This is a genomic window from Flagellimonas aquimarina (genome assembly GCF_003149745.1).
In the GTDB taxonomy this organism is placed as follows: domain Bacteria; phylum Bacteroidota; class Bacteroidia; order Flavobacteriales; family Flavobacteriaceae; genus Flagellimonas; species Flagellimonas aquimarina.
Genome location: NZ_QGEG01000002.1, coordinates 227,508 through 243,295, shown reverse-complemented (window position 1 = coordinate 243,295; position 15,788 = coordinate 227,508). Strand labels below are relative to the sequence as shown.

Genomic DNA, 15,788 nt, shown 5'->3' with positions numbered 1-15,788 from the left:
ATGAAACTATTACTCAAAAATATCAAGATACTATCCGTATTGATCTTGGCAATATCTTTTCTAGGATGCGAAGAAGATGACGAAGGAACTTCCCTTCCTGAGGTCGTTGCGGGCTTTACACAAACCATTATTGAAAATTCCGGTACGGTATCCTTCATCAATATATCCGAAAATGCCCAAAATTTTGAATGGGATTTTGGAGATGGCACCTCTTCTACAGAGATAGATCCCATAAAAACATACACTTCTGGTACCTATACAGTAATACTAACTGCATCAAATGTCGCAGGTGCTTCAAGTACATTTGAAGATGAACTTACCATTACTATTCCTGATCCAATCATGTTGCCCATTACTTTTGATGATGCCAACGTGGATTATAGTAGTATAGGAACATTCACGGGTGCAGCCTTTGAAATTGTTGCAAACCCTGCGCCAGGAGGTTCTAATGACCAAGCTTCTCAAGTAGGTGAGATTACAAATATTGGCGCAGAATTTGAAGGTATTTTCTTTAATTTGGGCACGGCAATTGACCTTACTACGAATAAAACGGTTCAAATGAACTTCTGGTCTGAAGCTCCTATTGATGTTTTAATGAAATTAGAGCAAGGAACAGGAGCTGATTCAGAAATCACCGCTAGTCATGGAGGAACAGGATGGGAATTAATTTCTTTTGATTTTGCTTCATCGGACAGCTTCTCTAGAATAACGTTATTTGTAGATGGCCCTGGCACAACAGCAGGTGTTTTCTATCTAGATGATATTGAACAAGTAGAAACCATGACTCCACCAAGTGGTTGTGCTGATACACTAGTGGCAGCAACAGAGCTTCCATTGGATTTTGAAGGTTGTGAAACCTTTCTCGCCGATGCTAATTTTGGAGCTGGTCTAACTTCTGCACTTGTAGCGAATCCTTTTCAAACAGGAATAAACACTTCAGATTTTGTATTACAGATAGATAAGCCTACTGGTTCAGAATTCTTTGGAGGGGTTCAAAATACCTTCCCTACTAACTTTGACTTGACCACAACGGATACATTTAAAGCGAAAGTGTATTCTACCAAGGCAAATGTGGTCTTTAGATTAGAACTGGCCGTTATACCAAATGATGGCAGCATCGGAAATCCAGCTCCTGTTTTTGTTACCATTCCTAATGCGAATGAATGGACAGAAATAGAGTTTACGTTTATAAATCTACCTGCTTCACCAACAACATATAATCACTTAGTAATTAAACCAGATAATGATATGGCAGATAGCCCTATCACTGATGGTGGAACATATTACATAGATGATATCACTCTTGGAACTGCTGGTGGCGGTAGTGGATTCGATGATGGTTTACTGACCAACGGAGATTTTGAGAGCGGTGTAGATCCATGGATTGGTAATGCAGCCAACGTTATGGAAGAAGGTGGGAACAGTTTTAACTTTGCCAATGTGGAAACTGCAGATCCTGGTCAACCATTCCTGGTTAACCTAAGCCAAGTAGTAGAACTTACACAAGATGAGAACTATGTTTTAACGTTTGATGCATCTTCTGATCGAGCGCGCACAATCATTGCAGGTATTGGACTTAATGTTAATCCATTTACAAATGTCAATGAAACAGTCAACTTGACGACCGATACCCAAACATTCACATTGGAATTCAATGCTACTGGATTTGGCGGAGTAGATAGCCGAGTACTGTTTGACATGGCTGCTGAGGTCGGTACTGTTGTGATAGATAATGTATCGTTGGTTGTGGGCGGAACTGGTGGTGGTGATACGGTCGCCCCTGTCATTACTTTAAATGGTGATGCAGTTGTTGACCTTATTCAAAATGATTCTTATACAGATCTTGGAGCAACTGCCAACGATGACACTGATGGAGATATTTCTGGCAGTATTACTGTAGGAGGAGATACTGTTGATACCAGCATGATAGGCACATATGTTATTACTTATAATGTTAGTGATGCGGCAGGAAATGCGGCAACTCAAGTAACAAGAACGGTCAACGTAGCTGCTTTTGATAGTGGATTACTAACCAATGGGGATTTTGAGAGCGGCAGCACCCCTTGGATATTAGGCGTGGATGATGGTGCTACTGCACCGGTCACTACGGAAAATGGTAATTCCTTTTATTCCGTAAATGTAATAACTCCAGACCCTGGTCAGCCATTCTTGGTCAATCTTAGCCAGAAACTGGAAATTACACCAGACGCCATGTACACATTGACCTTTGATGCTTGGTCTGACACAGACAGGACCATTATCGCTGGAATTGGGTTAAGTGGCGGAAGTTTTGCCAATACCACTGAAACGGTAAATATTACTACTACCAGACAGACCTATGTGGCCAACTTAACTGCAACCGGATTTGGTGATGCCACTTCGAGAGTTTTATTCGATTTAAATGGAGCAGCTGGTTTGGTAAATATTGATAATGTGTCTCTTATCCTAGATGGAGGTGGCTCTGGTGGAGGAGGTGTCACGGCATTATCCTCTTTACCAGCAGATTTTGAAGGTGGAGAAGAATTTAGTGCTGTTTTTGAGCCAGCAAGTGTCAACGGTGCTATTACGTCAAACACAGTCTCAGGAGGCATCAATACTTCTGCAAACATTTACACATTCAACAAACCTGCAGGGACAGAGTTTTATGGAGGTATGGAAAATGTTTTCGCTTCACCTTTAGATTTGACAACGGCGAGAACATTTAAGGTCAAGGTGTATTCTACAAAACCAAATGTAGTATTTCGGTTTGAATTACAAACAAGACCTGATGGTCCAAACTTTAGTATAGACCAATCCGTAACAAATGCAAATGAGTGGGTAGAATTAACTTTCGATTTTAATGCTGTTACATCAGGTGACCCAGGCTTTAATCCAAATATTTATAATGCTATTGTTATAATTCCTGATTTTGACCCGGGTAATGATCCAACAGGTACTGCAGAAACTTATTATATCGATGATGTAATTCTTGAATAAGGAAAAAGAATAAATACCTATGAATAAGACAAAAGGCTAGCAAAAAGTTTGCTTGATGCTAGCCTTTTTTAACCAATTCGATTGTACAGGTCCATAGGTTTGGGGGCTATCGTAAACTGAAAAGTTTACAGGAATAGGTTCGATCACAACAACAATTGTTGAAGCCAAAGAAGCAGATTAAGATGGATTCAAAAGCTATAAAAATTGTTATCAGATTACTGATAATTGGCAACTGCTTCCTTTCATCTTGCAAAAAACAACAGATGGCCAAAGAAAATAACGCTGATATCATTATAGAACAGAAAATAGATTCTTTGTTGGCATTAATGACCTTAGAAGAAAAAATTGGTCAGATGACACAGGTCAGGCATTTTGATGACCTTTCTGATGACAATGACATTGCTACCAAGTTTATTGGTTCGGTTATACATACTCAAGGGCCTTTGCCCGGGAATGGCGCTGCCGAGTGGCAAGCTAGATTCACAAGGTTACAAGAGCTTGCACTGTCCACTAGATTGGGAATTCCATTATTATTTGGCGTTGATGCAGTGCATGGTCAAAACACCTACGAAGGAGCTACCATATTTCCGCACAATATTGGTTTAGGAGCTACTAGAAATGCTGCTCTTGTTGAGCAAGCTGCCAAAATAACGGCTATAGAAGCACAAGCAACCGGTTTTACTTGGGTGTTTTCTCCATGTATAGCTATCCCATATAACGAAAAGTGGGGAAGAGTTTATGAAGCTTTTTCTGAAAGCACCAAGTTAACTGAAGTGTTGACAAGAGCTTCCGTTAAAGGTCTTCAAGGAAACCTTTTAGATAGACATACGGTAATGGCGACGGCTAAGCATTTTATAGGTGATGGCGCAACGGATTCCGGTACTGAAGGTGGTGAAACCTCTTTAAGCTCTCAACAAGTGCAAGAGCGATTACTTCCTCCATACATTGTTGCGGTTGATGAAGGGGTTGGCTCTGTAATGGCATCATTCAATTCTATGTCTGGCAGGCCAATGCATGCCCATAAAGAACTTATTTCAGATATGCTCAAAAGCGCCATGAAATTTGATGGAATTATGGTATCCGATTGGAAAGGCTACTCACGATTTGGCGAAAATGATGTTATCAATGCGGGTGTAGATGTTATAATGGCCGTAGAAGGGGACTTGGATATGTACTTGGAAGGTCTAAAAAGCGGTGTTGAAAGTGGTTATGTATCCCTAAACAGAATCGATGATGCTGTGCGTCGTGTATTGAGGCAAAAATATAGGTTGGGGCTTTTCGAAAATCCTTTTCCCGATTCAACCTTGATTGAAAAAATAGGAATTCAGGAACATAGAGATATTGCAAGACAAGCTGTAAGAGAGTCATTGGTCTTGCTAAAAAACAGCAAAAACATACTTCCACTAAAAAAGGATCTGAATAAGATTGTTGTCGTTGGTGAACACGCTAACAATTCTGGTCTTCAGTCTGGAGGTTGGACCATAAACTGGCAAGGCTCCACTGAAAACTATGCAGGTGCAACAACAATTCTAAAAGGAATTGAGAAAATAGCAGGTGGCAACGTAGTTTATGATGCGGATGCAACCGGAAATCATGGCGATGCAGATGTTGCCATTGTTGTCGTTGGTGAAACACCGTATGCCGAATCTTTTGGGGATATAGGTGGTGAAATAGATGCTTATGAAATAACATTGACCGAAGCTCATCAGAACTATATCAGTAACTATGTAAACAAAGGTGTTAAGACCGTTGTGCTTCTTATTTCTGGACGCCCACTAGTAACCACCAAACAGATTGAACAATCAGATGCATTTGTTGCGGCTTGGCTGCCAGGTTCTGAAGGAGATGGCATTGCAGAAGTGTTATTCGGAAATTATAGTTTTAAAGGAAAGTTGCCGCACTCTTGGCCAAAATCAGAAGAGGATTATAATGGAAAATACGGACCAAATTTTTGGGATGATTCTATTACACCACTATTTTCTTACGGGTTTGGCTTGCGATAATGATATTTCTAAAAGAATAAAGCAAATGAAACATAAAGATTCATAGAAAACAACAAGGAAAACAAACATCAAGGCTATGAAATCAATAGTAAAAATAATAGTTGTAGCAATGGTTTTAATACTGAACCATTCATGCAAAGAGAAAACGATAAAAAAAGAAGAAAATCAACCCCAAACAATAAAAGAAGTGACAGCTAAAGATATTCTAGGCAATCCTGATTACTTGGCCATATCGTATGGAGGTTATAGAGAAGCTTCCCGAGATGTTCAACCTACGATTGCGGAGCTAAAAGATGACATGAAGATATTATCCGCAATGGGCATCAAAGTGTTGCGAACATATAACGTTCAACTGCAACAGGCTTCCAATTTGTTAAAAGCCATTGCAGAACTGAAGATAGAAGATTCCAGTTTTGAAATGTACGTAATGCTTGGCGCATGGATAGATTGTAAAAATGCTTGGACCGGAGAAACACCAGATCATGATGTGGAGAGTGAACAAAATGAAGGTGAAATTGCAAGAGCTGCGGCATTGGCAAATGAATATCCGGATATTGTAAAAATTATTGCGGTTGGCAATGAAGCCATGGTAAAATGGGCAACCAGTTATTATGTGCAACCATCGGTCATTTTAAAATGGGTAAATCATCTTCAAGACTTAAAGAAAAATGGAGAACTTCCAAAGGATTTATGGATCACAAGCTCTGATGATTTTGCCTCTTGGGGAGGTGGTGATGAGAGCTATCATACTGAGGACCTTGAAAACCTTCTTAATGCTGTGGATTACATCTCCATGCACACCTATGCCTATCACAACTCTCATTACAATCCAGAGTTCTGGGGGGTTCCTGAGGAAGAAGAGCAACTTTCAGATATTGAAAAAATTGATGCCGCAATGCTAAGAGCAAAAGGATTTGCAATGTCTCAGTACAAAGCAGTTTCAGATTATGCAAAAAGTGTTGGTGTAAATAAGCCCATTCATATTGGTGAGACGGGTTGGGCAACAGTGTCCAATGGTCATTATGGACCAACCGGCTCAAAAGCAACAGATGAATACAAAGAAGCTGCTTATCATAAACACATTCGAGATTGGACGAATACCAATGGTATATCTTGCTTTTATTTTGAAGCTTTTAATGAGCAATGGAAAGATGCTCAAAACGCACTGGGTTCCGAAAATCATTTTGGTTTGATCACAATAGATGGGCAAGCAAAATATGCCCTATGGGATTTGGTTGACAAAGGGACTTTTAATGGGTTGACCAGAAATGGAAATCCTATCACCAAAACATATAAAGGAGATAAAGAGGCATTGATGAAAGATGTTTTGGTCCCCCCAACAAAGAAAGAACAAGCTATTACCCATTAAGATGAGAATGTTTAACAAATTTAATATCATATTGACATTGACTGTAATCAGTGCTTGCACCGTTGAGAACAAACTAGAAGTTGAAGTGTATGAAACTTCAGCAGATGGAAACAAGTTAAGTTCCATAACCGAAGTAACAGCAGAAGGAAATGCCTCGCAAATAAAGTTGCTGCCAGAGAAAAAATTTCAGACCATTACTGGTTTTGGCGGCTCATTTACTGAAGCTTCAGCCTATTTGCTGAATCAATTGAGCAAAGAAAATCGAAAAAAAATCATAGATGCTTACTTTGGGGATGATGGTGCCCGATATTCCTTAACAAGGACCCATATGAACTCTTGTGATTTCTCGGTAAGCAACTATTCATATGCTCCTGTTGAAGGAGATATAGAATTAAATCATTTTTCCATTGATGAGGATCGAGACGATATTATTCCGTTTATCAAAGAAGCAATGGCAACTTCCAAAGATGGCTTTAAGATATTGGCATCACCTTGGACGGCTCCACCATGGATGAAAGACAACAATGATTGGCGAGGTGGTAAACTGTTACCTGAATATTATGATTCCTGGGCGTTGTTCTTCTCAAAATACTTAGACGCATATAAACTTGAAGGTATTGATATTTGGGGCTTTACAGTGGAAAATGAACCATTGGGAAACAACAATAACTGGGAAAGCATGCATTACACGCCAGAGGAAATGACCGATTTTGTAAAGCATCATCTGGGGCCTAAACTAGAAGCTGATGAGCATGATGTTAAGATACTTGGCTATGATCAAAACAGGGGTGAAGAATTAGAGGAATGGATTAAGGTTATGTTCCAAGATGAAGCATCTTCCAAATACTTTGATGGCACTGCAATACATTGGTATGCCAGCACCTATGATTGGTTTCCTGAGTCCTTGCAATTTGCCCATAATGCAGCTCCAAAAAAATATTTGATTCAATCCGAAGCATGTGTAGATGCGGAAGTACCCAAATGGAGAGACGATCAGTGGTATTGGTCTAAGGAAGCAACAGACTGGGGATGGGATTGGGCTCCAGAGCATGAAAAACATTTACATCCAAAATATGCTCCCGTATATCGCTACGCACGAGACATAATAGGCTGTCTTAACAATTGGGTAGATGGCTGGATAGACTGGAACATGGTCTTGGACACACAAGGAGGACCCAACTGGTTTAAAAACTGGTGTGTTGCACCTGTAATTGTAGATCCAGAGAAAGACGAGGTATACTTTACTCCCATATACCACACAATGGCTCATTTCAGTAAATATATTCGTCCCGGAGCTATAAGAATTGGATTTGAGAATTCTGATGATTCGTTAATGACCACTGCGGCCAAAAATCCTGATGGTTCCATCGTAGTAGTGCTCTTAAATCAAGATTTGGAAGCAAAGAGTTTTGAACTTATTTTGGGAGAGGCTTCACAACAAATATCAATTAGTGCTCAAGCAATACAAACCGTGGTGATTAAAAAACCAACTAATACTAACTAAAACACAATCCTTATGTCAATTGTAAAAACCGCCAAAAAAGATAGAGTCCCAGTTGGGCAAAAAGCCGCCTTCGGAGCAGGTCATTTTATATTGAATATTTTACCTGGCACACTAGGCGTTTTCATTCAGTTCTTTTTACTTACAGCGTGGGGGGTAGATCCCTTGTGGGCTGGACTTTTGGGCGGTTTGCCAAGAATATTTGACTCAATTACAGATCCAATTATGGGTTTTATTTCGGACAACACCAAATCCAGATGGGGACGAAGAAGGCCTTATATTTTTATTGGTGCCATCATCAGTGGAATACTCTTCTTTTTAATGTGGCAAATTGATGATAATGCTTCACAATCATATATCATATGGCATGTAATGGTGCTGCAATTACTGTTCCTTATTGGTAACACCATGTTTGCAACGCCGTTGGTTGGTCTGGGGTACGAAATGACATCAGATTATAACGAGCGTACCCGTTTAATGGCTTTTTCCAATACTATGGGCCAAATTGCTTGGATGATCGTGCCATGGCTGTATGTAATTATTCCAGACTCAAACACATTTAATACGCAAACCGAGGGTGTAAGAACAATGGCCCTCATAGTTGGAGCACTGTGTATAGTTTTTGGTATTCTACCCGCAATATTTTGTAAGGGAATCGACTCTGCCAATATGGAGAATAGAAAAGAAATTAATTTTAAGACCCTTGCGGCCAATTTAAAGGACCTATTTGCAGGAATTGTTCAAGTTTCCAAAAACAAGCCTTTTATGAAATTGTGCGGAGCAACATTCTTAGTCTTCAATGGGTTTCAGTTGGTAGCAGCATTTGGAGTTTTCATTATCGTGTTTTATATGTATAATGGTAGTTATGAAGCAGCAGGAACATGGCCCGCGTGGTTCAACACGATCAATGCAATGATTACTGCATTCATAGTGATTCCCATAATCTCTAGAATGGCCAATAAATGGGGAAAGAGAAAAGCGTTTATCATTTCAACCTTTTTATCCATTGTCGGATATCTTTTAAAATGGTGGGGGTTTGATAAAGAACTGAATAGTCAATTCAACCAAACAGGATTTGGTAAGAGTTTAAATTCAGGAGTAGGTTCTATTTTTGAATCATTAAATCCAGTACTCGATAATATAGGCATGTCCTGGTTTAGTATAGACCCTGGAAGTGAGGTCCCATGGCTGGTATTTTTACCGATCCCATTATTTGCTTTCGGAATGGGAGGGTTATTTACATTGATGATGTCCATGACAGCCGATGTCTGTGATTTAGATGAATTAGAAAATGGTATGCCAAGAAAAGAAGGTACTTTTGGCGCCATCTATTGGTTAATGGTTAAAATAGGTCAGTCTATTGCACTTGTTTTAGGTGGTTTGATTTTAAGCATTGTAGGATTTGACCCGAATGTCACTGAACAATCTATAGAAACCATGAATAATCTTAGAATTGCTGATATCTTAGTGCCATCGCTTACAGCTGCCCTTGCTATATGGGTAATGTGGAAATATAGCCTTAGCGAAAAAAGAGCAAAAGAAATTAAGGCTGAATTGGTTGCACGAAGAGGAGAACTTTAGTCTAAATTTGAACAAACCTAATAATACAATATAAAGGAACATTATGTCATCATCTAGAAAAGAGAAGTTTTTGGCGTTGGCTGCACTGGAATACGCAGATAAAACTACTGAAGAATTAGAAAGTCTATGTAAACGTGTTTTGGAAGGTGGAATGCATGGACTATGTTTTAGCCCCTATATTGAAGGTCAAAAACCAGGTGATCAGATTACGGAAGACCAAATTCGCAGACGAATGGAAATCATAAAACCATATACCAAATGGATTCGTTCTTTTTCGTGCACGGAAGGCAATGAAGCTATTCCCCGTATTGCCAGAGAATATGGAATTAAGACCATGGTTGGAGCTTGGTTAGGTGATGACCCAAAAATAAATAAGCAAGAAATTGAAAACCTAATTGAATTGGCCAAAGATGGATATGTGGATATTGCAGCAGTAGGTAACGAAGTAATGCTACGCGGAGATTTAACTGAAGATGAGCTGTTGGATTTTATGCATCAAGTTAAACAGGCCGTTCCCAATGTTCCTGTTGGCTACGTTGATGCGTACTATGAGTTTACGGAGCGTGAAAGAATAACCGAGGCATGTGATGTTATTTTAGCCAATTGCTATCCTTTCTGGGAAGGTTGCGATATGGATTATTCTTTGTTGTATATGAAAGATATGTACCAAAGAGTGCTAAAAGTTGCCAATGGTAAAAAGATAATTGTTTCCGAAACCGGATGGCCAAGTCAAGGTACAAGTCTTGAAGGTGCATTTCCGTCTCATGAAAATGCGTTAAAGTATTTCATGAACACCCAAAAATGGTCTGAAGAAGATGATATTGAAGTGTTTTACTTCTCATCTTTTGATGAATCTTGGAAAGTGGGAGCTGAAGGTGATGTAGGCGCCTATTGGGGCCTTTGGGACAAGGATGAGACGTTAAAGTTTTAACCTAGTCGTTTTGCTTGTATAGACATTAAACGATTTCTGCACTTAATCCGGCCTGAAGCAATTTGGAGCATCTAGGCTTTAAATCTGTATACTCCCCTGTTTTTACAGTACATTTACCATTGTGATGTACAATTAAGGAACACTGCTCGGCCTGTTCCGGAGTATGGTCGCAGACATTGATCAGTGTGTCAATGACATGATCAAAAGTGTTCACATCATCATTGAAAAGCACAATCTCACTCTGCTTTACGGTTTCTTCTTCTAAAAGAAGTTCTTCTGATATTTTTTCTTTGGTTCCCATAACCTTGGAATTAATCAATTCTAATTTACATATTTTGCGGAAATCCAATTATTATTTTTTAGTTTTTTTTCAAATTCTAAGCCATATAGTCCACATTTTGAGGAAATTGCATCTAAATCCTCCAAATAAAAGCCACTTAAGAAAAGAATACCTCCCGTATTTAGACATTTTGCATACACTGGAATGTCCTCAAGCAAAATGTTTCTATTAATGTTAGCCAGTATAATATCGTACTTTCTATTGGCCAACAAACTGCTGTCCCCTTGATAAACTTCAATATTGTTGCAGTTGTTCCGCTCAACATTCTCTTTGGAATTTAAGAAACACCACTCATCTATATCAATGGCATCTACAGATTTCGCTCCTTTCATTTTTGCAAGAATTGCCAAAACTCCTGTACCGCAACCCATATCCAAAACCGATTTTCCTTCAAAGTCTGTATCTAAAATGTGTTGCAACATCATATTTGTTGTCTCATGATGTCCTGTTCCAAAACTCATTTTAGGTTCTATGACAATATCATACGCCACATTCTCCGAATCATGAAAGGGAGCTCTTACCATGCATTGGTCACCAACTTTAATGGGATGAAAGTTTTTTTCCCACTCGGCGTTCCAGTTTTGTTGTACAATCTCCTTACTGGACCATGTAATTTTAAAGTCTGGGTTTTGTAGAATGAACAAATCCTTCAAAATATCTTCTTTCCAGTCAGATTTCAATACATACGCCAATAGTCCGGCATCATTCTCCACAAAACTCTCAAATCCTACCTCACCCAACTCAGCAATCAAAATATCAGTTGCTGGTTGAGCAGGATTTATTTTAAAATTGTATTCGATATATATCAAACTAGGCAGTAAGGGTTGGGTTATATAGCCTTGATTATAGCAACAAAATCATCTGCTTTTAGCGATGCACCTCCAATAAGACCACCATCTACATCTGGTTTTGAAAATATTTCTTCCGCATTTGAAGGTTTTACGCTACCGCCATATAAAATGGAAACCTTATCTGCAATTGAATCATTGTACGCTTCCGAAATTGTCTTTCTAATAAATGCATGCATTTCTTGAGCTTGTTCTGGACTTGCCGTCTCACCAGTCCCTATTGCCCAAACTGGTTCGTAGGCTAGAACAATCTTACCCCATGCTCCATTATCCAAACTAAAAAGAGCATTTTTTAGCTGACTTTCCACTACGGAAAAATGGTTTCCTGCCTTTCTGTCTTCCAACTCTTCTCCAAAACAAAAAATCACCCTCATTCCCTTTTCTAATGCAGTTTTGGTCTTTTTTGCCAATAATTCATCTGTTTCTCCAAAAAGTGAACGTCTTTCGGAATGACCAATGATAACAGTATCTACTTCTATATTTAAAAGCATATCTGCTGAAATCTCACCGGTATAGGCCCCATTTTCTGCAAAGTGCATGTTTTGTGCAGCTACATGTATTGTAGATGATTGTAGGTTTCTTTGCGCAGCAACCAAGTTAACAAAGGTTGGTGCTACAATCACATCAGCATGAGTATCAGGTAATTTTGCCGATAGTTCTGATAACAAAACTTCTGTTTCGTCAAGATTCTTATTCATTTTCCAGTTTCCTGCAACTATTTTGGTTCTCATGTTATTGATATTTCTTTAGTATTATGTTCAAAAATTTAGTTCATCTAAATCGTTGTAATGTACTTTTTGCGTGATTGTCCCTCTCTTTAAAACAAGTATTGCCGGATTGGAACGCACAATAGTCTTGAGTGTAGTCTCATCAGTAAAATAAAAGTCAAAATCCAAGTTATGGTCTTTCTTGACTTTATTTGCTCTTTCATTGCTGGAAGCCGACATACCTACAACCATGTATCCTTTTGCTTTTGCTTTTGCAGTGACCGTAGCTACCCCAGCGAAAAAATCCTTATTGCTTTTGGCCAAATCATATGCAATGACCATGACCAAATTATCTTCTTCCAAAATTTCTGCCGCCAAATCCTGTCCATCTTGTTCAATGGTAAAATCATGGATGGGAGGTTCATATCCTTTTTGGATTTCTGTTGTTTCAACATCTATAAATTCTCCATCCACGCTGGGGTACTCCCCATTTGTAACAACAATCTTGTCATCCCCATTTACTTTAAACCGCCATGCATACTCATACAATGCTTTGGGAGCATTATCCGGAACACTCATACCCTGTTGAATATTTGCTCCAATTTTGTAAGGCCTAAAATCTACCGATGGAAGATGGTTCAATACCTGATTGGCGAACAAAATACAACCAACCAATGATACTCCTCCAATAATCCAATTGACCTTGGAACCAAATATGGGCTTTATGTATTTTCTGCCAAAAAAGAGAATTAAAATAAAACCAAGTAGAATGATATCTTTAGTGAAAGACTCCCATGGAGTCAGTTTTACGGCATCTCCAAAACAACCGCAATCCGTTACTTTGTTGAAATACGCTGAATAAAATGTTAGGAACGTAAAAAACACTATCATGGACAAAAGGCTCCAGATAGTAAATTTTGGTTTAAAACCAATCAGTAAAAGTATCCCCAGAAGCACCTCAACAATGACGACAAAAATGGAAATTGACAATGCCAAGGGCATTAGAAAAGGTAAATTTAAAACCCCTTGACTAAAATATTCCTCAAGCTTAAAAGAAAAACCAACAGGATCGTTCAATTTTATAAGTCCACTTATTATAAATAAGACTCCAACAACAATTCTAGAAATCCATACCAAGTACTTCATCTTTTTTCACTTAAATGAATTAACGCAAACACCGCATAATTAATAATATCCTGATAGTTGGCATCTATACCCTCACTAACCAAAGTAGCTCCGGCATTATCCTCTATTTGTTTTACCCGAAGTAATTTTTGTAAAATCAAATCTGTTAGTGAGCTTACCCTCATATCTCGCCAAGCCTCCCCATAGTCATGGTTTTTGTTCTCCATTAAACTTTTTGTGATGGAAACTTCTTTATCATATAATTCAATAGCTTCATTAGCCTCAAGGTCCGGTTGTTCTGCAATACCTCTTTCCAACTGGATCAATGCCATTATGGAATAGTTAATTATTCCAATAAATTCTGACTGTTCTCCCTCATCCACCTTGCGCACCTCATTTTGTTGTAAGCTACGAATGCGCTGAGCCTTGATAAAAATCTGATCGGTCAGGGATGGGAGTCTCAAAATACGCCAAGCGGTACCGTAATCTTGCGTCTTTTTTAAAAATAGTTCCCGGCAGGTATTGATCACTGCATCATATTGTTGGGAGGTCTGCTGCATGTATTCTTGCTAATTTGCGTAAATTTCGTCCAAATAAATGGTACTTTAAAGCACTTCGCCAAAGATAATCAAACACAATAAAGCAGGAATTTTTTATGACCATAAACTGCAAAGGAGCACTCATAGACTTAAGTACCCCAAAAATAATGGGTATTCTTAACCTTACCCCAGACTCTTTTTATGATGGTGGAAAATATAAAGATGAAAACTCCATTCTTAAGCAGACAGAAAAAATGCTCTTAGATGGCGCCACTTTTATAGATATGGGGGCTTATAGTTCAAGACCAGGGGCAGAACATGTACCTGAAGAGGATGAGTTGAACAGGATGCTTCCCATACTGGAATTGGTACTCAATAATTTTCCGGAAACCTTGGTTTCAATAGATACTTTTAGAAGTAAGGTGGCATTGGAAAGTATACAAGCTGGTGCTGCAATCATCAATGATATTTCTGCCGGGAATTTGGATGCCGAAATTCTTAATGTAATAGCAGAATATCAAGTTCCGTATATAATGATGCATCTGAAAGGAACGCCCCAATCCATGCAGAAACAGGCTGTCTATGAGGATTTGATGAAAGATTTGTTGTTCTATTTTTCAAAAAAAGTAAAGGATGCAACCTTTAAAAAGATAAATGACGTAATTATTGATCCGGGATTTGGGTTTGCAAAAACAACAGCACAAAATTACAAGCTGCTTGTCAACTTAGATTTATTCAAGACTTTTGGCGCACCAATATTAGTTGGGTTAAGCAGAAAGTCCATGATATATAAAGTTTTGAAATCATCTCCAAGCGAAGCTTTGAACGGGACCTCTGCCCTGCATACGGTCGCTTTGTTGAAAGGAGCAAATATTTTGCGCGTACATGATGTTAAAGAAGCTATGGAATGCATTAAACTTGTGGAAGAATTAAATGTGAATGCCATGTAATTTTTGGTTCTTCTATTTTTGCTAATTTTACAAAAACACCGCGGTTGGATTTTTTTAATTTTCTTGAATTCAAAATCACAGATGTCATAGACATTGTGCTAGTAGCCGCCCTACTTTATTACATATACAAGTTAGTTAAAGGCACTGTTGCCATTAATATTTTTATTGGTATTGTAATCGTCTGGGCACTCTGGAAACTTACGGAGCTGTTACAAATGAAAATGATCAGCAGTATGGTCGGCGGATTCATGAACATTGGCCTTATTGCTCTAATCATTGTTTTTCAACAAGAAATTAGAAAATTTTTACTGATGGTCGGTTCTACCAACTTTGCATCTAAACGAAATTTTATTAGGCACTTTAAGTTTCTAAAACAGGAGGCCATGCCAACGGATACAGATGTGGATGCCATTATTGGCGCCTGTGAAAGAATGGGGAGTACAAAAACAGGTGCAATCATTGTTATCGAACGAACCAATTCCCTGGATTTTGTAAGGTCTTCTGGCGACTCAATGAACATTGAAATAACACAACCCATTCTGGAAAGTATCTTCTTTAAAAACAGCCCCTTACATGATGGAGCAGTTATCATTCAAGACAATTACATTACCGCTACACGAGTAATTTTGCCAGTCTCCAATGACCGAGATATTCCTTTGCGTTTTGGACTAAGACACCGTGCCGCTGTTGGAATTACCGAAAAAACTGATTCTATTTGTTTAGTGGTCAGCGAGGAAACCGGTTTAATCTCCTACATAAAAAACGGCGAGTTTGTTCCTTATAAAGGTTTAAATGAACTAACCAATTTCATCAAAAAGGATTTGGAATAGATGTATTGTAAAAATTGTGACAATTCATTAAGAACAGATTTTCGTTATTGTCCAAATTGTGGCGGAAAAGTTGTCAAAAACCGATTGT

13 protein-coding genes are annotated in these 15,788 nt (G+C 38.6%); 8 read left to right on the top strand and 5 right to left on the bottom strand.

Annotated features, from left to right (window positions below):
• From DKG77_RS07825 to DKG77_RS07800, 6 genes are all read left to right on the top strand, one after another.
• Window positions 1–2,976 (top strand): carbohydrate binding domain-containing protein, encoded by a 2,976-nt coding sequence (locus DKG77_RS07825; RefSeq protein WP_109661925.1) that lies wholly within the window; start codon window positions 1–3, stop codon window positions 2,974–2,976.
• 263 nt (window positions 2,977–3,239) lie between these two features.
• Window positions 3,240–4,979 carry a glycoside hydrolase family 3 protein gene (locus tag DKG77_RS07820; RefSeq protein ID WP_109663665.1) on the top strand — a complete coding sequence of 580 codons (1,740 nt, stop codon included), beginning with the start codon at window positions 3,240–3,242 and terminating at the stop codon, window positions 4,977–4,979.
• Between the two features lie 76 nt (window positions 4,980–5,055).
• The gene (locus DKG77_RS07815) at window positions 5,056–6,348 is read left to right on the top strand and encodes a glycosyl hydrolase family 17 protein (RefSeq protein ID WP_109661923.1); all 1,293 of its coding nucleotides are present in this window, start codon (window positions 5,056–5,058) and stop codon (window positions 6,346–6,348) included.
• Window positions 6,349–6,355: 7 nt separating this feature from the next.
• The gene (locus tag DKG77_RS07810) at window positions 6,356–7,852 is read left to right on the top strand and encodes a glycoside hydrolase family 30 protein (protein WP_243414888.1); all 1,497 of its coding nucleotides are present in this window, start codon (window positions 6,356–6,358) and stop codon (window positions 7,850–7,852) included.
• 12 nt (window positions 7,853–7,864) lie between these two features.
• The gene (locus DKG77_RS07805) at window positions 7,865–9,430 is read left to right on the top strand and encodes an MFS transporter (protein ID WP_109661918.1); all 1,566 of its coding nucleotides are present in this window, start codon (window positions 7,865–7,867) and stop codon (window positions 9,428–9,430) included.
• 43 nt (window positions 9,431–9,473) lie between these two features.
• Window positions 9,474–10,361 carry a glycoside hydrolase family 17 protein gene (locus tag DKG77_RS07800; protein ID WP_109661916.1) on the top strand — a complete coding sequence of 296 codons (888 nt, stop codon included), beginning with the start codon at window positions 9,474–9,476 and terminating at the stop codon, window positions 10,359–10,361.
• Window positions 10,362–10,386: 25 nt separating this feature from the next.
• Here DKG77_RS07800 and DKG77_RS07795 read toward each other — a convergent pair whose 3' ends face one another.
• The 5 genes from DKG77_RS07795 to DKG77_RS07775 are packed head-to-tail and all read right to left on the bottom strand — an operon-like array spanning window position 10,387 to window position 13,941.
• Window positions 10,387–10,662 (bottom strand): ATP-dependent Clp protease adaptor ClpS, encoded by a 276-nt coding sequence (locus DKG77_RS07795; RefSeq protein WP_109663663.1) that lies wholly within the window; start codon window positions 10,660–10,662, stop codon window positions 10,387–10,389.
• A gap of 20 nt (window positions 10,663–10,682) precedes the next feature.
• Window positions 10,683–11,519 carry a 50S ribosomal protein L11 methyltransferase gene (gene prmA / locus DKG77_RS07790; protein WP_109661914.1) on the bottom strand — a complete coding sequence of 279 codons (837 nt, stop codon included), beginning with the start codon at window positions 11,517–11,519 and terminating at the stop codon, window positions 10,683–10,685.
• 11 nt (window positions 11,520–11,530) lie between these two features.
• Window positions 11,531–12,280 carry a triose-phosphate isomerase gene (tpiA, locus tag DKG77_RS07785; protein WP_109661912.1) on the bottom strand — a complete coding sequence of 250 codons (750 nt, stop codon included), beginning with the start codon at window positions 12,278–12,280 and terminating at the stop codon, window positions 11,531–11,533.
• 27 nt (window positions 12,281–12,307) lie between these two features.
• Window positions 12,308–13,402: a BT_3928 family protein gene (locus DKG77_RS07780; protein WP_109661910.1), complete on the bottom strand. Its 1,095-nt coding sequence runs from the start codon at window positions 13,400–13,402 to the stop codon at window positions 12,308–12,310.
• Window positions 13,399–13,941, bottom strand: a complete 543-nt coding sequence (locus tag DKG77_RS07775; RefSeq protein WP_109661908.1) for a DUF1599 domain-containing protein — start codon at window positions 13,939–13,941, stop codon at window positions 13,399–13,401. The genes DKG77_RS07780 and DKG77_RS07775 overlap by 4 nt, the downstream gene beginning before the upstream one ends.
• A gap of 95 nt (window positions 13,942–14,036) precedes the next feature.
• Between DKG77_RS07775 and folP the strand changes: the two genes are divergently transcribed.
• Both folP and cdaA read left to right on the top strand, forming a co-directional pair.
• A complete protein-coding gene (gene folP, locus DKG77_RS07770) occupies window positions 14,037–14,870 on the top strand; it encodes a dihydropteroate synthase (RefSeq protein WP_109661906.1) in 834 nt (277 codons plus the stop codon).
• A gap of 44 nt (window positions 14,871–14,914) precedes the next feature.
• Complete coding sequence (gene cdaA / locus DKG77_RS07765) at window positions 14,915–15,700, top strand: diadenylate cyclase CdaA (protein ID WP_109661904.1); 786 nt, start codon at window positions 14,915–14,917, stop codon at window positions 15,698–15,700.
• Window positions 15,701–15,788: the final 88 nt, after the last annotated feature.

Excerpts from the sequence above, each read along its gene's own strand:
- DKG77_RS07795 (WP_109663663.1), bottom strand. The coding sequence starts at position 10,662 with ATGGGAACCAAAGAAAAAATATCAGAAGAACTTCTTTTAGAAGAAGAA.
- DKG77_RS07820 (WP_109663665.1), top strand. The coding sequence starts at position 3,240 with ATGGCCAAAGAAAATAACGCTGATATCATTATAGAACAGAAAATAGAT.
- DKG77_RS07815 (WP_109661923.1), top strand. The coding sequence starts at position 5,056 with ATGAAATCAATAGTAAAAATAATAGTTGTAGCAATGGTTTTAATACTG.
- DKG77_RS07805 (WP_109661918.1), top strand. The coding sequence starts at position 7,865 with ATGTCAATTGTAAAAACCGCCAAAAAAGATAGAGTCCCAGTTGGGCAA.
- DKG77_RS07775 (WP_109661908.1), bottom strand. The coding sequence starts at position 13,941 with ATGCAGCAGACCTCCCAACAATATGATGCAGTGATCAATACCTGCCGG.
- DKG77_RS07800 (WP_109661916.1), top strand. The coding sequence starts at position 9,474 with ATGTCATCATCTAGAAAAGAGAAGTTTTTGGCGTTGGCTGCACTGGAA.
- tpiA (WP_109661912.1), bottom strand. The coding sequence starts at position 12,280 with ATGAGAACCAAAATAGTTGCAGGAAACTGGAAAATGAATAAGAATCTT.
- DKG77_RS07810 (WP_243414888.1), top strand. The coding sequence starts at position 6,356 with ATGTTTAACAAATTTAATATCATATTGACATTGACTGTAATCAGTGCT.
- folP (WP_109661906.1), top strand. The coding sequence starts at position 14,037 with ATGACCATAAACTGCAAAGGAGCACTCATAGACTTAAGTACCCCAAAA.
- DKG77_RS07825 (WP_109661925.1), top strand. The coding sequence starts at position 1 with ATGAAACTATTACTCAAAAATATCAAGATACTATCCGTATTGATCTTG.
- DKG77_RS07780 (WP_109661910.1), bottom strand. The coding sequence starts at position 13,402 with ATGAAGTACTTGGTATGGATTTCTAGAATTGTTGTTGGAGTCTTATTT.